Origin of the sequence: Granulicatella elegans, from assembly GCF_020735385.1 — a bacterium.
In the GTDB taxonomy this organism is placed as follows: domain Bacteria; phylum Bacillota; class Bacilli; order Lactobacillales; family Aerococcaceae; genus Granulicatella; species Granulicatella elegans_B.
In genome coordinates this window covers 1,762,203-1,789,005 of sequence record NZ_CP085953.1, presented here as the reverse complement: position 1 = coordinate 1,789,005, position 26,803 = coordinate 1,762,203, and the positions used below count along the sequence as shown (strand labels likewise).

Annotated in this window: 23 protein-coding genes, 1 tRNA gene and 1 pseudogene; 24 read left to right on the top strand and 1 reads right to left on the bottom strand. The window is 33.0% G+C overall.

The features are described from left to right. Positions 1-65: 65 nt before the first annotated feature. The 12 genes and pseudogenes from LK443_RS08830 to LK443_RS08775 all read left to right on the top strand — a co-directional run bounded on the left by LK443_RS08830 (position 66) and on the right by LK443_RS08775 (position 13,924). Positions 66-770 (top strand): AzlC family ABC transporter permease, encoded by a 705-nt coding sequence (locus LK443_RS08830; protein WP_227931542.1) that lies wholly within the window; start codon positions 66-68, stop codon positions 768-770. After that, entirely contained in the window at positions 767-1,096 is a 330-nt protein-coding gene (locus LK443_RS08825; protein WP_227931541.1) for a branched-chain amino acid transporter permease, read from the top strand. The genes LK443_RS08830 and LK443_RS08825 overlap by 4 nt, the downstream gene beginning before the upstream one ends. Before the next feature lie 89 nt (positions 1,097-1,185). Continuing rightward, positions 1,186-2,549 (top strand): IS3 family transposase gene (locus tag LK443_RS08820; protein ID WP_227931110.1). Its coding sequence is split into 2 segments (ribosomal slippage): positions 1,186-1,627 and positions 1,627-2,549, totalling 1,365 coding nucleotides; the frame shifts between segments, so codons are not numbered across the junction. Positions 2,550-2,817: 268 nt separating this feature from the next. Beyond that, positions 2,818-3,615, top strand: a complete 798-nt coding sequence (locus LK443_RS08815; RefSeq protein ID WP_227931540.1) for a TIGR00282 family metallophosphoesterase — start codon at positions 2,818-2,820, stop codon at positions 3,613-3,615. 20 nt (positions 3,616-3,635) lie between these two features. Then, the gene (gene mutS, locus LK443_RS08810; RefSeq protein WP_227931539.1) at positions 3,636-6,254 is read left to right on the top strand and encodes a DNA mismatch repair protein MutS; all 2,619 of its coding nucleotides are present in this window, start codon (positions 3,636-3,638) and stop codon (positions 6,252-6,254) included. 4 nt (positions 6,255-6,258) lie between these two features. Further along, positions 6,259-8,247: a DNA mismatch repair endonuclease MutL gene (gene mutL, locus LK443_RS08805; RefSeq protein ID WP_227931538.1), complete on the top strand. Its 1,989-nt coding sequence runs from the start codon at positions 6,259-6,261 to the stop codon at positions 8,245-8,247. Positions 8,248-8,258: 11 nt separating this feature from the next. Beyond that, the gene (msrB, locus tag LK443_RS08800) at positions 8,259-8,693 is read left to right on the top strand and encodes a peptide-methionine (R)-S-oxide reductase MsrB (protein ID WP_227931537.1); all 435 of its coding nucleotides are present in this window, start codon (positions 8,259-8,261) and stop codon (positions 8,691-8,693) included. 19 nt (positions 8,694-8,712) lie between these two features. After that, on the top strand, positions 8,713-9,168 hold the full coding sequence (locus LK443_RS08795) for an 8-oxo-dGTP diphosphatase (RefSeq protein ID WP_227931536.1): 456 nt from the start codon (positions 8,713-8,715) through the stop codon (positions 9,166-9,168). A 303-nt stretch (positions 9,169-9,471) separates the two neighbouring features. Beyond that, the gene (locus LK443_RS08790; RefSeq protein ID WP_227931535.1) at positions 9,472-9,651 is read left to right on the top strand and encodes a type II toxin-antitoxin system HicA family toxin; all 180 of its coding nucleotides are present in this window, start codon (positions 9,472-9,474) and stop codon (positions 9,649-9,651) included. A gap of 36 nt (positions 9,652-9,687) precedes the next feature. Then, a pseudogene (locus LK443_RS08785) lies at positions 9,688-10,139 on the top strand (type II toxin-antitoxin system HicB family antitoxin). A gap of 315 nt (positions 10,140-10,454) precedes the next feature. Continuing rightward, positions 10,455-11,801 carry an ISL3 family transposase gene (locus tag LK443_RS08780; protein ID WP_227931025.1) on the top strand — a complete coding sequence of 449 codons (1,347 nt, stop codon included), beginning with the start codon at positions 10,455-10,457 and terminating at the stop codon, positions 11,799-11,801. A gap of 359 nt (positions 11,802-12,160) precedes the next feature. Next, entirely contained in the window at positions 12,161-13,924 is a 1,764-nt protein-coding gene (locus LK443_RS08775) for an IS1182 family transposase (protein WP_227931534.1), read from the top strand. Between the two features lie 19 nt (positions 13,925-13,943). Here LK443_RS08775 and LK443_RS08770 read toward each other — a convergent pair whose 3' ends face one another. Then, positions 13,944-15,302, bottom strand: a complete 1,359-nt coding sequence (locus LK443_RS08770) for an ISNCY family transposase (protein WP_227931533.1) — start codon at positions 15,300-15,302, stop codon at positions 13,944-13,946. 413 nt (positions 15,303-15,715) lie between these two features. On the opposite strand from LK443_RS08770, the gene alaS reads away from it, so the two are divergent. The 12 genes from alaS to LK443_RS08710 all read left to right on the top strand — a co-directional run bounded on the left by alaS (position 15,716) and on the right by LK443_RS08710 (position 26,803). Continuing rightward, entirely contained in the window at positions 15,716-18,361 is a 2,646-nt protein-coding gene (gene alaS, locus LK443_RS08765; RefSeq protein ID WP_227931532.1) for an alanine--tRNA ligase, read from the top strand. A gap of 90 nt (positions 18,362-18,451) precedes the next feature. Next, positions 18,452-18,718 (top strand): IreB family regulatory phosphoprotein, encoded by a 267-nt coding sequence (locus LK443_RS08760; RefSeq protein ID WP_227931531.1) that lies wholly within the window; start codon positions 18,452-18,454, stop codon positions 18,716-18,718. Next, on the top strand, positions 18,718-19,140 hold the full coding sequence (ruvX, locus tag LK443_RS08755; protein WP_227931530.1) for a Holliday junction resolvase RuvX: 423 nt from the start codon (positions 18,718-18,720) through the stop codon (positions 19,138-19,140). The genes LK443_RS08760 and ruvX overlap by 1 nt, the downstream gene beginning before the upstream one ends. A 15-nt stretch (positions 19,141-19,155) precedes the next feature. Continuing rightward, entirely contained in the window at positions 19,156-19,452 is a 297-nt protein-coding gene (locus LK443_RS08750; protein WP_006702829.1) for a DUF1292 domain-containing protein, read from the top strand. A 265-nt stretch (positions 19,453-19,717) separates the two neighbouring features. Next, positions 19,718-20,860, top strand: a complete 1,143-nt coding sequence (gene mltG, locus LK443_RS08745; RefSeq protein WP_227931529.1) for an endolytic transglycosylase MltG — start codon at positions 19,718-19,720, stop codon at positions 20,858-20,860. A 3-nt stretch (positions 20,861-20,863) separates the two neighbouring features. After that, on the top strand, positions 20,864-21,493 hold the full coding sequence (udk, locus tag LK443_RS08740; protein WP_227931528.1) for a uridine kinase: 630 nt from the start codon (positions 20,864-20,866) through the stop codon (positions 21,491-21,493). Between the two features lie 100 nt (positions 21,494-21,593). Beyond that, positions 21,594-22,073: a transcription elongation factor GreA gene (gene greA / locus LK443_RS08735; protein ID WP_227931527.1), complete on the top strand. Its 480-nt coding sequence runs from the start codon at positions 21,594-21,596 to the stop codon at positions 22,071-22,073. A 106-nt stretch (positions 22,074-22,179) separates the two neighbouring features. Beyond that, positions 22,180-23,541: a serine hydrolase gene (locus tag LK443_RS08730; protein ID WP_227931526.1), complete on the top strand. Its 1,362-nt coding sequence runs from the start codon at positions 22,180-22,182 to the stop codon at positions 23,539-23,541. 55 nt (positions 23,542-23,596) lie between these two features. Further along, a tRNA-Arg gene (locus LK443_RS08725) sits at positions 23,597-23,670 on the top strand. Between the two features lie 111 nt (positions 23,671-23,781). Next, positions 23,782-24,045: a hypothetical protein gene (locus LK443_RS08720; RefSeq protein WP_227931525.1), complete on the top strand. Its 264-nt coding sequence runs from the start codon at positions 23,782-23,784 to the stop codon at positions 24,043-24,045. Between the two features lie 264 nt (positions 24,046-24,309). Beyond that, positions 24,310-26,055 carry a phosphotransferase gene (locus LK443_RS08715; RefSeq protein ID WP_227931524.1) on the top strand — a complete coding sequence of 582 codons (1,746 nt, stop codon included), beginning with the start codon at positions 24,310-24,312 and terminating at the stop codon, positions 26,053-26,055. Between the two features lie 13 nt (positions 26,056-26,068). After that, positions 26,069-26,803, top strand: coding sequence for an NTP transferase domain-containing protein (locus LK443_RS08710; protein WP_227931523.1), 735 nt, complete (start codon positions 26,069-26,071; stop codon positions 26,801-26,803).

Sequence of the window (26,803 nt, the reverse complement as noted above, 5' to 3'; positions counted from 1 at the left end):
TAGTTGCAAGCTTGTAGAAGATTAGGTACACTGTCATTTGTATATGAAAGAAAAGGAGCTAAGAAATGAAGGAATGGCAACAAGCATTTAAATTATCATTACCAATTTTCTTTGGTTATTTATTTTTAGGAATTGCCTTTGCTATTTTAATGGTACAAGATGGTTATTCCGGTTGGTGGGCAATATTTTCTAGTATTTTTATGTATGCTGGTTCGATGCAATTTGCCATTGTCAGCTTTATGAATGCTGGATTAGGGCTAGGAATGATTGCTATTATGACCTTGATTATTAATGCTCGTATGATGTTTTATGGGATTAGTTTTATTGAATTATTTAAGCGATTAGGATGGAAGGCATTCTATTTAATCTTTGCCTTATCGGATGAAACATTTTCTGTCATGGTTGGTATGAAACAAGAGGAAGAGGGAACTTATTCTGATATTGTTCACGTCTATCTTGCCTTTTTAAATCATGTGTACTGGGTGTTCGGAACAATGGTTGGTGTTATTGCTGGTAACTTTATTCCGTTTTCAGCAAAAGGAATTGATTTTTCAATGACGGCATTATTCGTGTTAATTGTTGTGAATCAAATCATGCAAAGTGATCGTTATTATCCATTCTTTATCGGTGGAAGTAGTGCCTTATTCTGGTTAATGACAGTTGGTCCAAAATATTTCTTACTACCAAGTTTAGCTTGTACAGTAATTTTATTAATGATAATTTTTGAAAGAAATATGAAACATTCATTGAAGGAGGAAGTATCAAAATGACACCAATGATGATTTTTTTAAGCATGATGGTTGCCACTATTGTAACATTCGGATTGAGATTATTCCCCTATGTGATGTTCCGTCATCATGATGTATTACCTCCTCGCTTGCAATTTATTGCGCAAGTATTGCCTAAGGCCATTATGACGACATTAGTCATTTACTGTGTCAAAGATGTAGCATGGACACAAGCGCCATTTGGGGTAGCAGAACTCATTAGTATTGCTTGTGTAGTAGTGTTACATTGGTGGAAGCAAAATACCTTATTAAGTATCTTTGTTCCAACGATGATTTATATGATTTTAATTCAAGTAGTATTTGCATAATGAGGGAAAAAACTCTTGAGGTCTAGTGAAGACTTGTACTGCACCCCAAAAGTTAGACATGAAAAATCTAACTTTTGGGGTGTTTTTTAATGAAATTAACTTATGAAGATAAAATAGAAATTTATCAACTAAGAAAACAAGGTGAAAGTTTAAAGAATCTTTCAAAGAAATACGATATTGCCGATTCTAATATTAAATACTTAGTTCGATTGATTGATCAATATGGAATAGAAATTGTTAAAAAAGAAAAAAATCGTTACTATTCACCAAAACTAAAGCAGGAAATAATGAATAAAGTTCTTTTAGAAGGTCGTTCACAAACAAGTGTGGCTATTGATTATGCACTTCCTAATCGTTCCCTACTTTCAAATTGGCTAGCACAATATAAGAAAAATGGGTATACTATTGTTGAGAAAACAAGAGGGAGACCAAATTCAATGGGACGTAAGCCAAAGAAAAAATTAGAAGAAATGACAGAATTAGAACATCTTGAATTAGAAAATCTATACTTAAAGGCGGAAATTGCTGTTCTAAAAAAGTTGAGGGAACTACGATTGAAGGAGGAAAAAGAGAAAGAAGAAAAACTGAAATTGTTCAAGAATTAATCAATGAATTTCCATTGGATATTCTTCTTAAAGTAATTAATTTAGCTCGTTCAACGTACTATTACCATTTAAAACAAATGAACCAACCGGATAAGGATCAACAGCTTAAAGATGAAATACAAGATATTTTTACAGAACATAAGGAAAACTATGGTTACCGTAGAATTCATTTAGAATTAAGAAATCGTGGCTTTAAAGTGAATCATAAGAAGGTACAACGCTTAATGAAAGCACTTGGTTTAATTGCCCGTATTCGTCGTAAACGCAAATATTATTCATACCAAGGAGATGTTGGAAAGAAATCAGATAATCTGATTCAACGTGATTTTGAAGGATCTAAACCAATGGAAAAATGTTACACAGATGTAACGGAGTTTGCCATTCCAAGTAGTGAACAGAAACTATATTTATCACCAGTCTTAGATGGATTTAACAGTGAAATTATTGCGTTCAATCTTTCTCGTTCACCTAACTTACATCAACTAAAGGCAATGTTAAACGAGGCATTTACAGATGAAAAATACAAAAATACTATTCTCCACAGTGACCAAGGTTGGCAATACCAGCATGATTCTTATCATCGATTTTTAGAAAGTAAAGATATAAAGCCGTCTATGTCACGTAAGGGGAACAGTGCAGATAATGGTATGATGGAATCTTTCTTTGGTATTTTGAAATCAGAAATGTTTTATGGATTTGAAAAAGAATTTAAGTCTCTTGAGGAATTAGAGAAAGCTATTATCGATTATATTGATTATTACAACAACAAACGTATAAAAATTAAACTGGATGGACTAAGTCCTGTAAATTACAGAATAACTCATTCAAACTCTGCTCGTATTGCTTAACTAGTAAATCTAATTGAAAGTTTAATAATATTTCCAAGAAAAAACGCGCCAAAAATTTTGGCGCGAACCCCCTAGGGGGTTATTCATACATTTTGTTTTATTAATCAAAAAGAGACGACTTAAGTCGTCTCAAAAAAGTCTAACTTTTTGGGGTCACTTCAACTTTAGGAGTTTTTTTCATTCCAATCGAATTTCTTTCAGCAAAATACTACCATTTCAAAACATTTGTTGTTACACTAATAGAAGATGAAATAGAAAGAGGAGTCACATGAAGCTATTATTTGTTGGAGACGTTGTTGGTGCTCCAGGTCGTCAAGCAATTGAAGATTATTTACCAAAATTAAAGAAAAAATATAAACCTCAAGTAACGATTGTCAATGGGGAAAATGCTGCGAATGGAAAGGGCATTACGGAGAAAATTTATAAGCAATTATTACAAGCGGGTGCAGATGTTGTGACATTAGGAAACCATGCTTTTGATAATCGTGATATTTTTGAATTTATTGATGATGCAAAGAAGTTGGTTCGTCCAGCAAATTATCCAGCAGGAGTTCCAGGGCAAGGGATGGTATTTGTGAAGTGTAATCAAGTGGAAGTTTGTGTGATTAACTTACAAGGTCGTGTCTTTATGAATACATTAGATGATCCATTCCAAGTGATTCAGTCACTCATTGAAACTGCTTGTAAGAGAACGCCCATTATTTTTGTGGATTTTCATGCTGAAGTAACAAGTGAAAAACAAGCGATGGCTTGGTTTTTAGATGGAAAAGTGACAGCTGTAATTGGAACGCATACGCATGTACAAACGAATGATGCTCGTATTTTACCTCAGGGAACGGCAGTCATGTGTGATGTTGGTATGACAGGTCCGTATAATGGAATTTTAGGAATGGAAAGAGAAGCGATTATTGGTAAATTTTTAAACCAATTACCAACAAGATTCGAAGTATATGATCCTGATGATATTCAATTATCTGCTTGTTTCATTGAATGTGATGATGCAACGGGAAAAGTGAAGAAAATTTTACCGATTAAAATTTCACCAGATCAACCATTTATGGAATAGTAAAGGAGAAAATTTTACAAATGCCTCAAAAAACGAAGAGAACGCCCATGATGGAACAATATTTTTCGATTAAGGAACAATATCCGGATTGTTTATTGTTTTATCGTTTGGGAGATTTTTATGAATTATTTTATGATGATGCGCTAGAAGCAGCTCGTCTATTAGAAATTACATTAACAAGGCGAAATAAAAATGCAAAAGATCCAATTCCGATGTGTGGAGTTCCTCATCATTCTGCTAAAGAATATATTCGAACATTAATTGAATATGGAAAGAAAGTTGCCATTTGCGAACAATTAGAAGATCCTAAATTTACTAAAGGAATGGTCAAAAGAGATGTTGTCCAAGTTTTAACGCCGGGGACTTATACGGAGTATTCTCAACAACATGCTAATAACTATTTAGTAGCATTAAAATTATTGGCGCAAGATTCTTATGCCCTAGGCTATGTCGATGTTGCGACAGGGGAATTAAAAGGGACTTGTGTCCAATCGATGGAAGAAGTGCGTAGTGAATGTTCGAGTTTAAAAACGAGAGAATTAGTGAAAGTAGGGGATTTTTCTTCGGAAGCATTAGAAGAAATGTGCCTGTATTTTGATATTTTACCATCTACCTTATCAACTGAAGACATTCAAAAAGGAACTTTTGATGCGTTACTAGAAGATATCGAACAGGAAGATGTCTATGAAGTGCTGGAAGGGTTATTGTCTTATTTAGCAAAAACTCAAAAGAAAAGTTTCACTCACCTTCAAAAAGCGAGTTATTATGAACGTGATTTTTACTTATTCATGAACTATGAAGCAAAAAGAAACTTAGAGTTAACGAGTACGATTCGTACACAGCAAAAACAAGGTTCTCTGTATTGGTTCCTAGATGAAACTCAAACAGCTATGGGTGCTCGTTTATTAAAGCAGTGGATTGAAAAACCATTAGTGCTTCAAACAGATATTGAAGAACGACATGATTTAGTAGAAAGCTTGACGCAACATTATTTTGAACGGATTGATTTCATTGAAGCCTTAAAAGGTGTGTATGATTTAGAGCGAATTGTTGGGAAAGTTTCATTTGGAACGGCTAATGCGAGAGATTTATTACAATTAAAACAAACATTAGCGAAAGTTCCTGTCTTTAGAGCGATTGCAGATAGTTTGAACCATCCAAAATGGCAAAAGTTAAAACAACAATTACATGCCATCCCAGAATTATATGAACGCATTGAAAGAGCGATTGATGAAGATGCTCCAGTTTCTTTATCAGATGGAAATATTATTAAAAAAGGCTATCATGAAACATTAGATCTTTACCGTGAAACAATGGCGCATGGAAAAGAATGGATTGCTCAATTACAACAAACGGAGCGAGAAACTACAGGAATTAAATCGTTAAAAATTAGTTATAACAAAGTGTTTGGATATTATATCGAAGTGACAAAAGCGAACCTTTCTCAATTAGATGATACTCGCTATGAACGAAAACAAACATTAAGTAATGCGGAACGTTTTATTACGCCTGAATTAAAAGAAAAAGAAGCGTTGATTTTAGAAGCAGAAGAGAAATCAAGTTTACTAGAATATGAATTATTTGTGTCTGTTCGTGAAGAAGTGAAAACTTATACGGAGCAATTACAAGAATTAGCAAAAGCAGTTGCAACAATTGATGTATTGCAGTCGTTTAGCACCGTCAGTGAAGCATATCAATTAACAAGACCAACGATTTCATTAATGGATCGTTCCTTAGAAATTATCGATGGTCGTCACCCGGTTGTTGAAAAGGTAATGGGACGTTCTAGCTATGTCCCTAATTCTATTCAAATGACACCAGAAGATCATATTTTATTAATTACAGGGCCGAATATGTCTGGAAAATCAACCTATATGCGACAGTTGGCGCTGTGTGTGATTCTTTCTCAAATTGGCTGCTTTGTTCCTGCAACAAGTGCGAAAATTCCAATTTTTACAAAAATCTTTACACGAATCGGAGCAGCAGATGATTTAATTTCAGGGCAAAGTACTTTCATGGTAGAAATGATGGAAACCAATACAGCATTACGTCAAGCTGATTCAACAAGTTTATTATTATTTGATGAAATCGGAAGAGGAACAGCTACCTATGATGGGATGGCTCTAGCTCATGCCATTATTGGATATATTCATGAGCATTTAAGTGCGAAAGTCCTTTTCTCAACTCATTATCATGAATTAACAGCTTTAAGTGATACGTATGAAGATTTAAAAAATGTCCATGTAGGAGCCATTGAAAAAGATGGTGAAGTGGTCTTCCTTCATAAAATTATGGAAGGACCAGCAGATAAGAGTTACGGAATTCATGTCGCTAAATTAGCTGGATTACCGTCATCATTATTAAGTCATGCGGAAAATATTTTAATGATTTTAGAAACTAATTCGCAAGCGAATGTAAGTCTTCATGAAGACGCTCCAGTGGAAAAGGATGAAGTGGAAGTTGTGGAAAGTAGTGCTACTGTTGAAATTCCATGTGTCGAATCAGAACAATTGGATTTATTTACAAGTAATCTCGACCAAGAAGTGTTAGAGGAGATAAAATCTGTTCGAGTGATGAATTTAACGCCACTTCAAGCGTTACAATGTATCGACCAATGGCAAACAAGACTGAAAGGGTGAGTCTATGGGGAAAATTAAAGAATTAAGTGCTTTATTAACCAATCAAATAGCAGCAGGGGAAGTTATTGAACGACCGGCATCTGTTGTCAAAGAATTATTGGAAAATGCGGTAGATGCTGGCAGTACAAGAATTGTCATTGAAATCGAAGAAGCAGGATTAAAATTGATTCGAATTACGGATAATGGTTCGGGGATGAGTCGTGAGGATGCCGTATTATCCATTCGCCGTCATACGACGAGTAAAATTTACTCTCCTGAACAATTATTTCGCATTAAAACATTAGGATTCAGAGGAGAAGCTTTAGCGAGTATTACAGCAGTTTCAAAAGTAACTGTAACGACTTCAACTGGAGAAGAAGTAGGAATACAGTTAAAAGTAGAGTCAGGAACTATTGTAGAAGAAACGCAAGTACCTCCATTAAAAGGCACGACCATTGAAGTTTCAGATTTATTTTATAATACACCTGCTCGTTTGAAATTTGTTCGAACACTGCAAACAGAAATTGCTCATATTACAGATGTTGTGAGCAAAATCTCTCTCAGCCATCCAGCAATTTCCATCGTTTTAAGAAATGAAGGAAATGAATTAATTCGAACTGTAGGAAATGGTGACTTACGTCAAGCCATTGCGGGTAATTTAGGGCCTGCTAATGCTCGTAAAATGTTAGCGTTTAGTGGGGAAGAGGATGATTTCAAAGTCAGTGGATATACTTCTTTACCAGAATTAACAAGATCTAATAGAAATTATATTTCGATTTTTATCAATGGTCGTTCGATTCGGAATATTGCTATTTCTAAAGCAATTGTTGCAGGATATGGTTCTACCTTAATGGTTGGACGTTTTCCAATTACCGTCATTGATATTGAAATGGATTTCCAATTAGTCGATGTCAATGTGCATCCAACTAAGCAAGAAGTGCGTATTAGTAAAGAAGTGGAACTCTCAGCGCTTATTCAAAAAGCAATCCATGAGTCAATTCAAGGGGTACAACGAATTCCTGAATCATTGGAAGATTTATCGTTTAAACGTAAATCAACGGAATCGACAACTGCTCGACCGGTAGTGGAACAAAAAACGTTAAACTTCGACTTAAAACCTGTTCAGCCGTCCATTCGAGTAGAAACTCCTAGTGAGTGGATACAAGAGGAGGAAACTTCTTCGTATATGAGTGGAGAGGTGAGTTCTAAAGAGTTACCTTTAGAAACTGAAGAGAGTTTATTTGAGGGAGATATTTCTGAAACACTCACAGAGGAAATTCCAGTCCAAATAACGGCTCATAATAAAGAAAACTGTGAAGATTGCAGAATAGATTTCCACCAAGAAAAAGCGAACTATTGGAAATTATCTCAAGATTTGGAAGAAGAGAATTTTGAAACTGATTTTCCAGAATTACATTATTTTGGACAAATGCATGGAACGTATTTATTTGCGCAAAATGAAAAAGGATTATACATGATTGACCAACATGCTGCTCAGGAACGGATTAAATATGAAATTTTTAAAGTTTCTATTGGAGAAGTAGCTCCAGTAAGTCAATCATTAATAATTCCAATTGTCATGGAATTTTCAAAAAAAGAAGCGCTAAAATTACAAGAATCATTAGAAATGATTCGTGAATTTGGCATTGAAATCGAACCATTTGGTACGCATACGTTTCAAATTCAATCCCATCCTAGTTGGATGAAACAGGGGGAAGAAAGAGAGATTATCGAAGAAATTATTGATTTAATTCTCTCAAATCAAAAAGTAACTGTTGCACAGTTACGTAAGGCAACTGCTATTATGATGAGCTGTAAAGGTTCGATTAAGGCGAATCATCGTTTAACAACGCTTGAAGCGGAACAATTATTAGTGGACTTAGCAAAATGTAAAAATCCGTATAATTGTCCTCATGGTAGACCTGTATTAGTTCATTTAAGCAATAAAGATTTAGAAAAATTATTTAAACGAATTCAAGATCCACATCAATCGAAGTGGAAGTTTGAAGATTAGGAGGAAGAAAAATGTCAGATTTTTCAAAAGAAGCATTAAAACAACGATTAACAGAAATTCAATATGAAGTGACGCAAAATGAAGCGACAGAACGTCCTTTTTCAGGAGAATATGATGAATTTTTTGAAGAAGGTATTTATGTAGATGTAGTGAGTGGTGAACCATTATTTAGTTCAAAAGATAAATTTGATGCAGGTTGTGGTTGGCCATCATTTTCAAGACCGATTCAAAATACAACATTAACAGAAAAAGAAGATCATAAATTAAATCGTGTTCGTACAGAAGTTCGTAGTCAAAAAGCGGATTCTCATTTAGGACATGTATTCCCAGATGGGCCTGAAGAATTAGGTGGATTACGTTATTGTATTAATTCTGCTGCATTAAGATTTATTCCAAAAGCAGATTTAGAAAAAGAAGGTTATGGAGAATTTCTGCAATATTTTTAAAGAGAAAGAGAGTTAGGAAATGAGTCGTACCGTTCATACTGAATTGACGAATATGTGTATGATTTATGATCAAGAGGGAAATGTTTTAGTGCAAGAGAAAAATTTGAGTTATGCACAAGGATTAATCTTTCCTGGAGGTCATGTTGAACCAATGGAATCGATTGTAGACTCGACCATTCGAGAAATTAAAGAAGAAACAGGACTAACGATTAGTCAGCTAGAGTTTTGTGGAATTAAAGATTGGATTCGTCCAGATGGAACACGTTATATTGTCTTTTTATACAAGACAAGTCATTACACTGGCAAGCTTCGTTCTTCTTCTGAGGGAGATATGTTTTGGATTTCTTTAGAAGATTTGAAGAAGCGGGAACTATTATGGCATTTGGATCAAATGTTAGAGATTTTTGAACAAAAGGGACCTACTGAATTGTTTTTCAATTATGGGGATGAGGAGTATATTCCGGAATTGAAGTAGGATAGAATTTTTGTTGGAAACTACGAAAGACTTCCAAAATAGTAGCATAGGACGCAAGCAACTCCTTTTGGTTTCATTGCTAAATTTCGAGCCTGGGTCTCGAAATTTCCTAATAAAATAAACCGAGTTTCGGTTTGTTTTATACATGCTACTATAGGAAGTCTTTCTCCGTTTTACGTAGGGGAACGAGGGTACGTCTAGGAGATATACTCTTGTTATAGCAACGTGCGAGATGAAAGGTCATTGTTCTTGGTTGATGCGTGTAACACGTGTTGTAATATTTGTGTCAGGAGGTAGAGCGCTATGCCGATGACGCAATATGAGATGCTCAAACTTCTTATCACTCATGGTTGGTTAAAAACAAAGGGTGGTAAAGGTTCCTATGTAAAAATGGAGAAACAAGAAGAAAGACCTATCATAATTCCCTATGGTGAGCTAAATAAATTCACTGAAAAAGGGATAAGAAAGCAAGCTGAGTTATAATACTCAGCCTCTGCTTTTTTAATTGGAGGTATGAACATGTTAGTGACTTACCCAGCGTTATTTTATTATGATGATTCAGATGGTACTAGTACACCTTACTTTGTATATTTCCAGATTTTTAAAATATGTCTGGTACTCAAGGAAAAGATATTAGTGATGCATTGGAAATGGCAAGTGAGTAGCTAGGAATGAATGCTGCTGATTGTATCGAAAATGATATAGATTTACCTAAATCATCTGATATAAATTCTTTATCTTTAGTTGAACATAATCCTTTCAAAGATGATAAAGATATTGAATTAAAATTTGATTCAAAAAAATCGTTTGTTTCTATGGTAGGAGTAAATGTAAATAACTATTTAGGAAATCAAGAACTAGTAAAAAAGACTTTAACGATACCGAGATGGGCTGATAAGTTTGATAGAGAGTTAGGTTTAAATTTTTCTCAAATATTAACGGAAGCAATTGTCGAAAGAAAAATTAAATAGAATATCAAGAAAGATTTCTAGCGTGTTTCTTCTGTACCGTTAAAAATTTAAAATAAAAGTACAAAAGCAACCTTTCTTGGTTAGTTTAGCGAAGGTGTTAAAGTAATAGATATCCTACTGAATCATTGTCAAGCACAAGTTAAAATGTCCTGAAAAAATTAGTTTAGTACAGGTGTGAGGCTGGGCAAAAAGTCTCAAAAATAGAAGAAAGCACTATAAAATTCTGAAACAGGATTTTATAGTGCTTTTTAGTCTTATAAATTAAGGTTGTTCGACAAATCCTGTTGGTGAGAAATTACCGACAGGATTTTTTACATGCAAAAAAGAGAAATCCGAGTTATGATTAAGTCGACTAAAACAAATCAAAGGAGGATTTCTCTCATGGACTATTGTATACGAAAATTACTAAGATTAACAGAAGAAAATTTTATTACGGATGAAAATTGGTTAGAAATCGTGACAGAAAATAATGAAATAGTTCATAAAATTAATGGAACTTGGACAAATACTTGTACTTCTTGTCTATATTGTTCTAGCGAAAATGTGATGAAACATTCTCCTATGGAACATAAAATTAGAATTCCACACCTATTTGGACATAAGACTATTTTAGACCTTAAAGTACAACGATTCATCTGTAAAGATTGTCATAAAACATGGGTTGCAGATTGCCCTCTTGTTCCAAAAAATAGTAATATTTCTTATGATTTAGAGTGTCAAATTATGTTGTATTTAAAAGAAAACTTCTCTAGAAAAGCAATCGCTAAACTCCTTTCAATTTCTGATAAGACTGTTGAAAGAGTGATGAAAAAGTTTAAAATAAAAACAATGCAGCAGTATCATTATTTACCTAAAGTGCTTTGTTTAGATGAATTTAGAGGCGTTAAAACGCAACAAGGGAAAATGAATTTCATTTGTTTAGATGGAGAAAATCGCCAATTAATTGATATTTTGCCTGGTAGAACACTTCATGAAATGATTTCATTCTTTATGAAGTTTTCTCGTAAACAACGTTTAAAAGTAAGATATTTAGTGATGGATATGAATGCTTCTTATCAAAACCTTATTAAAACAGTATTTCCAAATGCTGTTATCGTAGTAGATCGATTCCATATCGTTCAACATATGAATCGTAATTTTAATCAACTGCGCATTGTGATTATGAAGCAATTCTCTCCTAAATCAACACAACAGAAGACATTAAAGCGATACTGGAAAGTACTCTTAAAGCCTAGTGATGAATTAGATGAAGAAAAATTAAGGTACAATTATCACTTCAAAACCTATCTTACTCAAGCTCAATTGGTAGAAAAATTATTGAGTTTTGACGAAGTGTTATCAGATGCATATGATTTCATTCAAGAACTTAGAAAAGCCTATAAAAAGAAAAATTACGAGGCATTTATGACATGTATAAAGGAAATTCCAAAACAATTACCTTATGAATTTAAGAAGAAGTTTGAAGTGTTTAAACGTTTTAAGAATGGGATTTATCAAGCTTTTACGACAGGATATTCCAATGGAGCTATTGAAGGAACGAATAATCTCATTAAAGTAATTAAACGTGTTGCATATGGATATCGAAATTTTGAGAATATGAAATTAAGAATCAAGATTATTAAAGGTTGTTTCTTTACCCCGGTCAATAGAAAGTCATTATGAGTTAAAAAAGTATGTATAGAGTCGTTTTAACTTGACAATGAGCCTCCATGGGCATGTTGAATTGGGGGAAGCGAAAAATAATATCAAATTTCACAGCCCCCAAACCGCTAATCGCGGATAACATGCCCCTGCTCATTATAAAGTTAAAACTAGATTTCGTTCATAGTTATGTTTGTGGTTGATTGTTAAATCGATTAAATCGTTACTTTTCTTCCACCTTGTTCATTTAAAATGAAAGACTTAATTTGGTGTTAAATTTGATCCACCAACAGAATTTGTCGATGAGCCTAAATTAAACATAGGAGTCTACCTCTGTTATAATAAGTTTGAATGAAATAAAATAAGAAAGGGTGACTCCTATGTACAAAAATTATACCACACCAACAGATACTTTAGAACTAAATTTTACATTAACCGTCCCTAAAAACCACATTGCTCAATTTATTAATCAGTTTGTAGATTCTATTCCAGATTCTATTATCTTTCCTAATACAACATCAAAAATGGGTAGACCTGCTCATCATCCTCGTATGTTATTAAAAATGATTCTCTTCGCTTATACTCGTTCTACGTATAGTGGTAGAAAAATTGTTCAATTAAATGAAGAAAATATTCCGATGCAGTGGCTTTCTCAACAAACTTATGTCTGTTACCATGTTATTAATAATTTTAGAAGTAATGAACAGTTTTCCTCTATCATTAAAAACATTTTCGTATACTTTACTTTATTACTCCAACACTATCATATTATTGATTCAGATAGTTTATTTATTGATGGTACAAAAGTTCAAGCAGATGCCAATCGTTATTCATTTGTATGGCGTAAAGCTATTGAAAGATATGATGAAGCTTTAAATGAAAAAATTAGTACATTATATGATCAATTAATTCAAAATCAAGTGAATATTGCTTTATCAGAAGAAGAAAAAATTACTGAATATGGTGTTCATGCCATGATTGAAGCTACTAATAACTCTCTAGAACAGTTAGAAGAACTCATTGAAGAAGAACCTAAACATATTGTTGGTGGTTCTAAAAACAAACAGAAAAAACGCTTGTTAAATTCTTTTAAACGTCAACTTGAAAAAGATTTTCTGCCTCGTAAAGAAAAATATACGATAGCTAAGGAAACATTTGATAACCGGAATAGTTATTCTAAAACAGATAACGATGCTACTTTTATGTGTATGAAAGAAGATGCCATGAAAAATCGAGAATTAAAACCTGGCTATAATCTTCAAATCGCAACGAATCATCAATATGTTTTAGGTTTTGATGTATTTCCTAATCCTACAGATATGCGTACTCTTAAACCATTTTTAAATTCATTTAAACTATTAGACAAATTTTCTATTATTATTGCGGATGCTGGATACGGTAGTGAAGAAAACTATCAATTGATTCTTGAAGAGTATGAAAAGACACCTTTGATTCCTTACACAATGTACGAAAAAGAACAAACGAAGAAATTTAAAAATGATCCATCTAATAGACAAAATTGGTATTACAATGAAGAGGAAGATTATTATATTGATCATTTAGGTGTAAAATTTAGTTTTAAATATTATTCAACAAGAAACGATAAGAATGGATTTACTCGTAGATTTAAAGTGTATGAGACAGATTCAATTCAAGAAACAGAAGCATTGGATGAATTAGCGAAAACTCCTACTGGACAACAACGTCAAATCCGTGTAAACCAAGTTTGGGAATCTTATAAAGAAACGATTAAAGAAGCGTTACATAGTGACCGTGGAAGTAGTATATATGCTCAACGAAAAATTGAAGTTGAGCCAGTTTTCGGTCAAATGAAGCGCAATTTTGGCATGCGCAGAACTCATGTTAGAGGTAAAAATGCAGTTCATAATAACATTGGTCTGCTCTTTTTAGGGATGAATTTGCAGAGATTAAGGAAATATATCTTAAATAATATGAATCAAGGGTGGTTTATCCCCCTTGATTTTACTGAATTTATTAAAAAGCACGTCCTAATTTTGATTTCAGTCAAAATCGGGACGTGCTTTCTTCTATTTTTGAGACTTTTTGCCCAGCCTCTGCCCAAAAATAAAACATCAAAATATAAATATTTTAATGTTTTATTTTCGGAAAAAAAGGGGGGTTAGTGTTTCTTACTCAGTTTATTTAAATAATTCTGATAAGACTGTGCTTTCCAAGGATGTGACATAGGTGGAATATGAGGTTTTTTAGCTTTTTTTCTACCTGTTCGATCGTTTCTAAGTCAAGATCCTTAGACACAGCCTCATGCTCTTTAATAACTTCTAAAGCATATAATTTATCATTTAAACTAGCGAATAATTGTTCATCTAGTGTTTCTATAACCATTACTCTAGAGTTTCGTAGTAAATAAATTTGTTCACCATTCGCATCAATAAAACGATAAGCATTGTTTTTATATTTAATAGAATGCCCTGCTGATACCGTTCTAAATGTATGTTTTGACAATAATTGATTAATCGATAATGTTGTATCTAGCTTTTCGAAAGCATTTTGTGTATCCTTAAGAGGGAAAGCAAATTGTTTATTAAAATTTTCAACAAAGGATTGTAAATAAAGATTTGCTTCTTCAAAAGTTTGGATATTGTAAAGATACAATTCGCTTGCGAGGCGGCTTTGTAAGGTGCCAAAGAAACGTTCAACCCGTCCTTTTGCTTGAGGAACAGAGGTAGTATCTAAGGAAACACCTAGAGTTTTACACATATATCCATATTGAGTAAGGGTTTCTCCGTCGGAAGAGGAATCCTTCTTTTTTTTCTGATTGTATATAAAAACAGAACGTCTATCCGTTAAAATTTTAACAGGAATTCCGTATTTTTCTAAAAATTGAGCGGTTACTTCGTAATAGCCTTTCAACGTTTCTTGATGATCAAAATAAGCTCCGACAATCATCCCAGTACAATCATCAACAGCGATATGTAAATGCGACACCTCTTCTCCAAACCAAACAAAAGGCGAAGCATCCATCTGCAATAATTCACCAGCGTATTTTTTTCTAGGACGAGATGGATGAGCCTTTTCTAAAGGAACGATATTTTCTTTAACAGAGGAATCAGAACTATCACTATAGTTTTCCTTCTTTTGTTTTTTTTCGAGTACTAATTTTTTCTTCATCTTTCTTTTCGTTGCTTTACGAGCTTTAGGAGAAAGGCAATTTGCTTCAGCAAGAATATTTCTTAAAGAACTTAAAGACACTGAAATATTCTCATGAGAACGTAGAAATTCATGAAAATGAATAAAATTAAACCCATTATATCTAGAACTATAAAGAGCAATAATTTGTTGTTTTATTTCAGACGAAATGGCAAAGGAACATTTCCTACCAGCATTTTTATGTTTAAAACCAGGACGACCTTCAGCAGAAAATCGTTGAATATAACGATTAATTTGTCTACGAGATAATCCTAATTCGCATTCTGCTCTTTGTTTTGATTTTTTTCCTTCTACAACTTTTTTAATGACTTCATATTTAATTTTTTCGTTCATATTTAGATAATCCTCCATACAAGCCCTCCATAATATTAGAATGAATTTATTGTAACATTAGTTGGGACATTTTTACTTGTGTTTCATTGAGACATTATCACTTGTGTTTGACAAAGTAATAGATATCCTACTGAATCATTTGACAAATGTTAGAGATTTTCTTATACTAAATGAGTATTGCCCAGTCAGATAAAAGAATTTTAACAGTAGAGAGGTCTAGCCGGTGAAAATGACCACGAAATTTATGCTCCTGATTGGATTTTTTGTAGAAATACAGACGCTTCCCGCGTTATCGGAATGAATGAGGATGAAAATGCTGTTTCATTGTAAGCAAGGTGGTACCGCGTGGTAGACGCCCTTGTAACAATGGGGCAGTTTTTATTTTTTTATAATAAACGAAAAGGATGGTAAAGATGAAAAAATTATCTAGTAGCGAAATTCGTCAAATGTATCTTGATTTTTTCCAAGAGAAAGGACATAAGGTACACCCAAGTGCAAGTTTAATTCCTGTTAATGATCCAACATTATTATGGATTAACTCAGGGGTGGCTACGTTAAAAAAATATTTTGATGGAACAGAGACTCCAGAAGTTCCAAGAATTACAAATGCTCAAAAGAGTATTCGTACAAATGATATTGAAAATGTAGGTCACACTGCAAGACACCATACATTATTTGAAATGATGGGGAACTTTTCAATTGGAGATTATTTCAAAGAAGAAGTAATTCCATGGGCTTGGGAATTTTTAACAAGTGAAAAATGGTTAGCATTAGACCCAAATCGTTTATATGTAACGTATTATCCAAAAGATTTAGAAACAAAACAATTATGGATGGAAAAAGTGGGATTACCAGAAGACCATATTATTCCAGTAGAAGATAACTTCTGGGATATCGGTGCTGGACCATGTGGACCAGATACTGAGATTTTCTATGACCGTGGTGAAAAATATCAAACATTAGCTGAAGATGATCCTGAAAATTATCCAGGAGGAGAAAACGAACGTTACTTAGAAATTTGGAACTTAGTATTCTCTCAATTTAACCATATGCCAGATGGTACTTATCCTCCATTACCACATAAAAACGTCGATACGGGGATGGGATTAGAGCGTGTTGTTTCTGTAATTCAAGATACTCCAACAAACTTTGAAACAGATTTATTCATGCCAATTATTCAACAATTAGAACAACTAAGTGCTGGTAAAAAATATAATACTTCAAAAGATTTAGATGTTTCATTTAAAGTTATTGCTGACCATATTCGTGCAGTAAGCTTTGCGATTGGTGATGGTGCGTTACCTTCAAATGAAGGACGTGGATATATTATCCGTCGTTTAATTCGTCGTTCAGTAATGCATGGTCAACGTTTAGGAATTCAAGGTTCATTCTTAACAAAATTAGTTCCAACTGTGGCAAGTATTATGCATAGTTACTATCCAGAAGTTACTGAAAATCTTGAATTTATTCAAAAAGTAATTGCAAATGAAGAAAATCGTTTCCAAGAAACCATTCATGATGGACTTGCAATTTTAGAAACAGTATTTGCTGAAATGAAAGAGAAAAATCAAACAGTTTTATCAGGTGAAAATGCTTTTAAACTATATGATACTTATGGCTTCCCTTATGAATTAACATTAGAATATGCTAGCGATAATGGTTATGAAGTAGATGAAGAAGGATTCCAAGCTGAAATGAAAGCGCAAAAAGAACGTGCTCGTGCAGCTCGTAATACAGAAACTTCTATGAATGTTCAATCAGCTGTTTTACGTGATATTACAGTAGAAAGCTCATTTGTTGGATATGACCGTACAACAGATAAAGGTGTACTAAAAGCTATTGTATTTGAAGATGAATTAGTAGAATCAGCTTCAGAAGACACAAGAGTACAAGTTGTTTTCGAGCAAACTCCATTCTATGCAGAAATGGGTGGACAATTATCTGACCATGGTGTGATTAAAGATGAATCAGGTCAAGTAGTTGCAACTGTCGTTCAAGTGAAGAAAGCTCCAAATGGTCAACCATTACACACAATTGATGTAATTGCTCCAATGCAATTAAACTCAACTTATGTATTAGAAGTAGATCAACAAGAGCGTGCTAAATTAATTAAAAACCACACTGCAACTCACTTATTACACCAAGCATTAAAAGAAGTATTAGGAACACATGCAAACCAAGCAGGTTCATTAGTAGCTCCAGGATACTTACGTTTCGACTTTAGCCACTTTGGACAAGTAACAGCTGAAGAATTGGCTGAAATGGAACGTATTGTAAATGAAAAAATTTGGGCAGCTTTAGATGTAGTGACAATTGAAACTACATTAGAAGAAGCGAAAAAATTAGGAGCAATGGCTTTATTCGGCGAAAAATATGGTAATAAAGTTCGTATGGTAAACATTGCAAATTGGTCTATTGAATTATGTGGTGGGGTTCATGTTTCAAATACGCAAGAAATTGGTCTATTCAAGATTATTTCTGAATCTGGTATTGGTGCGGGCGTTCGCCGTATTGAAGCTGTAACTAGTCAAGAAGCATTTGAGTTATTAGCAAAGCATGAATTGTTATTAAAACAAATTGCAAGTGATGTTAAAGCTGTTCAATTAGATAGTACACCTGAACGAGTTTCTCATTTACAACAAGAATTAAAAGAAGCTCAACATGAAATTGTTGCGTTAAAAGCGAAATTAATGAAATCTGAAGTAGCAGACCTATTTGAATCTGTATCTACAGCAGGAAACTATTCATTTATTACAGTTCATTTACCTAATAAAGATATGAATGAATTACGTCAATTAGCGGATACTTGGAGACAAAAAGCAGCAAGTGATGTATTTGTAGTTGCTACAAATGAAGGTGAAAAAGCGAATTTATTAGCTGCAGTTTCTAAAGATGCGAATGAAAAAGGAATTAAAGCAGGAGATATTATTAAAGCCATTGCTTTACATATTCAAGGTGGCGGTGGTGGCCGTCCAGACATGGCTCAAGCGGGTGGTAAAAATCCAGCAGGTATTCCAGCTGCGTTAAAAGCGGTAGAAGAATTCTTGGCTCAAGCTTAATATTTAAAGGAAAGTTTAATCTCTATCGAATTGATTGTAGTTTTATGAAAAATCTAGTAGAATGAAGATACAAAGAAATGAGGTGTTAATATGAGTTCAATGGATGAAACAGTTCTATTTAACTTTCATAATAAAGATGAAAAAACAGTACAAGAGACACTAACAATTGTTTACGATGCATTAAACGAAAAAGGTTATAGTGCAGTGAATCAAATTGTTGGGTACTTATTATCTGGTGATCCAGCTTATATTCCTCGACATCGTGATGCTAGAAATCTAGTAAGACGTCACGAACGTGATGAAATTATCGAAGAATTAATCCGCCATTATATTCGTTCGACAGGTAGAGATTGTTAATGAGAGTAATGGGATTAGATGTCGGCAGTAAAACGGTTGGAGTTGCGATTAGTGACCCACTTGGTTGGACTGCTCAAGGTGTTGAAACGATTGCGATTAATGAGGCTGCAAGTGAATTTGGTTTTAACCGTGTGGTGGAATTGGTTAAAGAATATGAAGTTGAGAAGATTGTTATCGGTATGCCAAAAAACATGAATAATACAGCTGGGCCAAGAGCGGAAGCTTCACAAAAATATGGTAGAAGTTTAGAAAAGCGATTAGAAATTCCTATCGTTTTTCATGATGAACGGTTAACAACGATGCAAGCAGAAAGGATGCTTGTTGAGGAGGCGAATGTTTCTCGTAAAAAGAGAAAAGAAGTTATTGATAAGTTAGCAGCTGTCATCATTTTACAAAATTATTTAGATTTAAATATTAAATAGAAAAGAGGAAGCGTAATGACAGAACATACACATGAACATGATGGACATGAACATATTACAATTATTGATGAAGAGGGAAATGAAGTCTTACATGAGGTTTTATTTACTTTTGATTCAGAAGATTTTGGTAAATCATATGTTTTAGTATATCCTGCAGGAATTCCAGAGGGAGAAGAAGTTGAACTTCAAGCATTTTCATATGTTGAAGCTGAAGATGGTACTGAAGGTGACTTACTTCCTATTGAAACGGATGAAGAATGGGATATGATTGAGGAAGTTCTAAATACTTTCTTAGATGAAGAAGAAGAATAATATTATAGAAGACACCTGATAGGAGGATATTTGGTGTCTTCTTCTCTTTTATGGGGCGAGATGGCCGTGTATTTATGAGTGTGGCGTTTGAATGATTGGACTTGACTTAAGTAGCATTGGACGGCAACAGCCTTTCGTTCTCATGCCTAAATTTCGTCTATTCGTCTCTCATTGTTAGAATTTGTAACATAATTGTATAACTCCGAGTCTTCAAATGTTATAGGAATTCATGTATAATGACAACGAAGTTAAAAGGAGGCGGAATATGTCAAAAAAAGAACGTTTTAGAACAGAATTCATCTATGAAAATGATGAATTAAGAGCTATCCGAAAGAAAGAATCTAAAATCACACGAAATATTGTTAGATTTTTTGCGTTGATATTTACAGTAGTAATCCTTTGTGGTGGAGCATATGGTTATTATTATGTTTCTAAATCATTGAAACCAGTAGACGTAAAACAAACCCAAACAGTAGAAGTTGAAATTCCAGCAGGATCTTCCGTGAAGCAAATTGCTAAAATATTAGAAGATAATAAGCTTATTCGAAATGCGAAAATTTTTAATTTCTATATTAAATTCAAAAATGTAGCTGGATTTAAAGCAGGATTTTATCAATTATCTCCATCGATGGATTTAGACCAAATTTTAGGGCAACTAACAGATGGTGGGAAAGATAAATCTGCAAATGTAGCAAAAGTAGTTGTACGTGAAGGTGAAACTTTAATAGGAATTGCCGAAGAAATTGAAAAATCTACGAAATATTCGAAAGATGACTTTATGGATAAAGTACAAGAACAAGCTTTTATTGATCAATTAGTACAAAAATTTCCACGATTATTGAAAGATGCTCAAAAAGCCAAAAATGTTCGTTATTTCCTAGAAGGATATTTATTCCCTGCAACTTATGATGCAGATGAAAATAAAACATTACAAATGATTATTGAAGAAATGGTTGCTAAAACAGATAGTGTCTTATCCAAATATTATGCAAAAATTTCTCAAGGAGACTATAATGTCCATGAAATTTTAACGATGGCTTCTTTACTAGAAAAAGAAGGATATAAATTAGAAGACCGTCAAAATATTGCCAGTGTTTTCTATAATCGCCTGAAAAAGAATATGATGTTGCAAACGGATATTTCAGTTCTTTATGCTCTAGGTGAACATAAAGAAGTTGTCACATTAAAAGATTTAGAAGTAAATTCTCCATATAATTTATACAAGTATAGAGGTTTAGGACCTGGACCGTTTAATAGTCCAAGTGAAGAAGCGATTTTAGCGGCTGTTGATCCAGCTCAAACTGATTACGAATATTTCGTAGCAGATATTCAAACAAAAGAAGTTTATTTTGCAAAAACATATGATGAACACTTAGTATTAAAAGCCAAATACGTTGATAAGGAGTAATTTATGAAAAAGAAGCCGATTGTTATTGGAGTGACTGGTGGTTCTGGTAGTGGTAAAACTACTGTTAGTAGAAAGATTTTGGATCATTTTCCAGAATTAAGTATTGTGAAAATTGACCAAGACTTCTATTATAAAGACCAAAGTGATATGCCTTTTGAAGATCGTTTAAAAACGAACTATGACCATCCATTTGCATTTGATACGGATTTATTAATTGAACATATGAATAAATTAATTAATTTCGAATCGATTGATGAGCCAGTCTATGATTATGAAAATCATACAAGAAGTGACCGTACCATTCATCAAGAACCAAAAGATGTGATTCTAATTGAAGGAATTTTAATTTTGGAAGATGAACGTTTACGTAATTTAATGGATATTAAAGTGTATGTTGATACAGATGATGATATTCGTATTATTCGACGTATTAAACGAGATATGGTTGAACGTGGTAGAACACTGGATTCGATTATTCAGCAATATATTGGAGTTGTAAAACCAATGTATCATCAATTTATTGAACCTACTAAGAAATTTGCGGATATTATTATCCCTGAAGGTGGCTCTAATGCTGTTGCAATTGACTTAATGACAACAAAAATTGCGTCTATTTTAAGTGATTTAGCATAAAATTCTTAGAAATTTATAAATAATGCTTGCATTCTTCTTTATAAAATGGTATGTTTTTACCACTGTCAAAGTAGTAAAATGAAAAAGAGGGAGAAGCTAAATGACTGAGAAATTATATCCAATGACACTTGAAGGTAAAGCTAAATTAGAAGCTGAATTGGAAGAACTAAAAGTAGTTAAACGTAAAGAAATCGTTGAGCGTATTAAAATTGCTCGTAGTTATGGTGACTTATCTGAAAATTCAGAGTACGAATCAGCTAAAGATGAACAAGCCTTTGTTGAAGGAAGAATTACAACTCTTGAAAAAATGATTCGTTTTGCTGAAATTATTGATGATAATAATGTCGAAAAAGATATCGTTTCATTAGGACGTAAAATTACTTTTATTGAATTACCAAATGGTGAAGAAGAATCTTATACAATTGTAGGAAGCGCAGAAGCAAATCCTATTGAAGGAAAAATTTCAAATGATTCTCCAATTGCAAAAGGAATTCTTGGTAAAAAATTAAATGACGAAGTTGTCATCCAAACCCCTGGCGGAGATATGAAAGTAAGAATTACAAAAATTGAATCTGTATAAGAAATCATTTACGAACTGTAAGAGAAGACTTTTCTCTTGCAGTTTTTTTCTTTTGCTAGATATGCTATAATTATTTCTAGATTATATAGACAAAGGTGGAGAAAAATTGAAAAAATTAGCGAAAGTTTTGGTGGCTGTTTCGTTACTATTTTTAGGATATTCCATGAATACTATTGGAGCAGAAACAGTAGATATTGTTGAATTAACAAAAAATGCAGGTTATGACGTTAATCCAGCAGATAAACCGAAAGCTTCCATTGTCGTAGATGCCTACACAGGAAAAATTTTGTGGCAAGATCATATTGATGAAGTGCGTGATCCAGCAAGTATTAGTAAAGTGATGACCGTTTACTTAGTGATGGAAGCTATTGCTAAAGGTGAATTATCAATTCAACAAAAAATTACAGCTACAAAAGAAGACCAAGCAATTTCAACTATTTATGCGATTAGTAATAATAAAATTGTGGAAGGTGTCGAGTATCCGATTGAAGAATTGTTGAAAATGGCACTTGTTCCATCCTCAAATGTAGCGACACTAATGTTAGCTAATGCAATTACAACTGATTCTGCAAAATTTATTGAAAAAATGAATGCTAAAGCAAAAGAATTAGGAATGAATCATACACATTTTAATAATGCTTCTGGTGCTGTAGCAGAATTGTTCCAAGGATATTATCAACCAGAAGGTTATGATGCTTCCAAACCGAATCAAACAACAGCTCGAGATTTAGCAATTTTAGCAATGGATTTAATGAATCGATATCCACAAGTATTACAATATACTAATTCACCTGTTGTAAAAACAATGGAAGGTACACCTTATGAAGAAAAATTCGATACGTATAATTATTCAATTCCAGGTGCTAAATATGGAATCGAAGGTGTCAATGGATTAAAAACAGGATCGAGTGGATATGGAGCTTTTAACTACGTTGCAACTTATGAAAAAGATAAAATGAAACTGGTAGAAGTTGTTCTTGGTGTAGGAGATTGGTCAAATCAAAATGGAGAATTTATTCGACATACATTTGGAAATGCGATTTTAAACTATGTATTAGAACATTTTTCTTATCAAACAATTTTACCAGCTGGTGAACATGATTTTGATGGTCATAAAATAACAACGAATCAATCCCTTGAGATGATTTTGGAAAAAGGGAAAACTCCTGAATGGCAAGTAGCTAATAAAAAGGTGAGTGTAACGTTAAAAGGAGAGTTCTTAAAAGAAAATCAAAAAAATCCGAGTGTAGACGTAGTTGCAGAAAGTGGTTTTGCTGATTTACCAAAAGAACCTGAGAAAAGACAACAAACACTTCAAGTGTATATTATTCAAAATGCATTTGCTTTTGCAGTCATATTAGGTGGTTCTATTTTATTTTTATTAGTTTTATGGGGAGAACATCGAGCAAAAAATCGTAGAATGAAAAAAAGAAAAAAGAAAAGTGTTGAACGGAAAATTTTTGATTAAAATCTTAAATTAAGGATAGACATTGTGTGTATTTTATGACAAAATACACTCGTGGGGTGCTATAGCTCAGTAGGATAGAGCAAACGTTTCCTAAACGTTAGGTCGGGGGTTCAAATCCCTCTAGCACCGTAATGATAATTATTTAATACAAAATGGAGATTTAGAAAGAAATAGTTTGATTAAGAAATAACAGGGAATTGAAGGGTAAATCATTCTTTATTCACAATTAATTTGGTATGGGTGATAGCTATGTATGCGATGAATCGTCAGTTAAAATCATTGAATTTATTAATAGAAATTATTGAAAAAGGTCATAGTATTGAATTTGAATTTAATGGAAATCATTATCGTTTTTCATTCGTTAATGATGAATATGTATTAATTAATAACACGACTAAAAATGAATTACACTTCAACTCAATTGACGAAGCAATGGAAGAAGAATATAGTGGACTGAATTTCCAAAAGATTTGGAAAAAGTTAAAAATTCTGTCTATACGATAATCATCAGTTTAGTCTAATTTAAAACTATACTATTATTGTGTTGGGTATTAGTAATACAGTATTAAATAGAATCATCATCATTTTGTTAGCGTGATTCTTCAAATGGGTAGTGTGGATGAAGCTGATTAAATTAAGTGGATTGATAACTTTTATGTTGTCATCCACTTTTTTTATTTTATAATTTCTTATACATTTCATTGTTGCTATTTAAAGATGTTGGGTGTAAACTATCTTTAGTTCACAAAAACAGAAAGTGGTGATTACATGAACGTTCAAAAACTAGATATTCTGAACGCAATTCGAAAGAATCCTAACGTGAATCAACGAGAAATTGCAAATCAATCAGGATATTCATTAGGATTTGTGAATCGTGTAGTAAAAGAATTACAGGAAGAAAAATGGCTTTTTTCAACAGGAGAATTAAGTGAAAAGGCTAAAACATTTATAAAAGAAAATCAACCAAAGCGCGCGGTTATTTTAGCAGCAGGATTTGGGATGCGAATGGTTCCAATTAATACGGAAATTCCAAAAGGATTAATGGAAGTAAAAGGAGAAGTCTTAATCGAAAGAATGATTCGTCATCTTCATGAAGTAGGCATTACAGACATTCAAGTAGTAGTTGGCTTTATGAAAGAAAAATATGAATATTTAATCGATGAATTCCAAGTTAAATTAGTTGTAAATTCTGAATACCAAGTAAAAAATAATTTACATTCTTTAAGTAAAGTAAAATCATCATTAGACAAAACTTATATTATCCCTTGTGATATTTGGTCCGAAGAAAATCCGTTTAGTGATTTTGAACCATATTCATGGTATATGGTTAGTGACGCAATGTCTGCTGACAGTACCGTTCGTGTGAATCGTAAAAGAGAATTAGTGATGATTGACGAAACTGAGGAAGGGAACCAAATGATTGGTCTATCTTATCTAATGGGAGAAGAAGCTACGCTTGTTCAAGAAAAATTACAAGAGTTTTCAAAGAAAGCTTCTTATGATCATGAATTTTGGGAATGTACTTTACAAAATAAAAATAAATGGCTCATTCCTTCTAAAGTGGTGAACTCTAAACAATTGATTGAGATTAACACCTATGAACAACTACGAGAAATAGATGAAAATTCTGCGAACTTACAAACAGATGCCATTTCAATTATTCAAGATTGTTTTAATGTCAAAGTTGATGAAATTAAAAATATTACCGTTTTGAAAAAAGGAATGACGAATCGTTCGTTCTTATTCGAATGTCAAAATCAAAAATATATTATGCGAATTCCTGGTGAAGGAACGGATCATCTAATTAATCGAAAAGAAGAAGCAGACGTTTATCAAGCTTTAGAAAATCGACAAATTTGTGATGATGTTTTATACATGAATCCAGATAATGGGTATAAAATTACAGCTTATTTAGAAGATGCTACAAACTGTGATGCAGAAAACTGGAATGAAGTAGAAGCTTGTATGATTAAACTAAGAGAATTCCATGAATTAAACTTAACAGTCAATCATCGCTTTGATATTTTTGGTCAAATTGATTTTTATGAAAGTTTATGGAATGGAGAAAAATCTTATTTTAAAGACTATGAAAAAACAAAAGCAGCTATTTTTGAATTAAAGAAATGGATTGATACATTAGAGAAGAAAGAGACTCTTGTTCATATTGATGCTGTTCCAGATAACTTCTTATTTACAAAAGATGGCATTCGAATTATTGATTGGGAATATGCAGGAATGCAAGATCCCCATGTTGATATTGCGATGTTTTGTATTTATTCATTGTATTCAAGAAATCAAGTGGATTATTTAATTGATTTATACTTCAAAGGAGAAGTTACGCGAATGATTCGCACTAAAATTTATGCGTATATTGCAAGTGCAGGATTATTATGGAGTAATTGGTGCGAATATAAGCGCAGTTTAGGAATTGATTTTGGAGAATATTCATTATGTCAGTATCGTTATGCAAAAGAATATTCTAAATTAGTGTTAGCTACATTAGAGGAACTATGAAAAGAGGAGAATTATGACAAATACAATTAAAAGAGCTATTTTAATGGCTGCAGGTCAAGGAACAAGAATGAGACCTATTACAAACCATACTCCAAAACCGCTTGTAAAGGTCAATGGAGTTCGAATGATTGATACGGTTATTCAGGCACTACATAAGAATGGCATTCATGAAATTTATGTAGTAGTTGGTTATTTAAAAGAACAATTTTATCCATTAGAGCAAGAATATCCAGGATTAAAAATTATTGAAAATCCTTATTATGATTCTTGTAATAATATTTCTTCTTTGTATGTGGCAAGACAATATTTAGAAGATGTTGTTATTTTAGATAGTGATCAATTAATTTATAATCCGGAAATTCTTCATGCTGACTTTACTCATTCAGGATATAACTGTGTGTGGACTGAGGGGCATACTGATGAATGGTTAATGACAGTCGATGAACAGGAAAAAGTCATTCATTGTTCACGTACTGGTGGAGAAAAAGGGTGGCAATTATATAGTATTTCTCGTTGGAATAAAGAAGATGGGCAGCGTTTAGCGCATCATTTAGAACAAGAATTTGATGTGAAACAAAATCGTCAAATTTATTGGGATGATGTAGCGATGTTTTGCTATCCAGAAGAATATGAAATAGGAATTTATCCAATGGAGAAAACGGATATCGTTGAAATTGATAATTTAGAAGAATTATTAGATTTAGATCCAAGTTATCAAAGTATCTTGCTTGAAGGTGAGGAAGTTTAA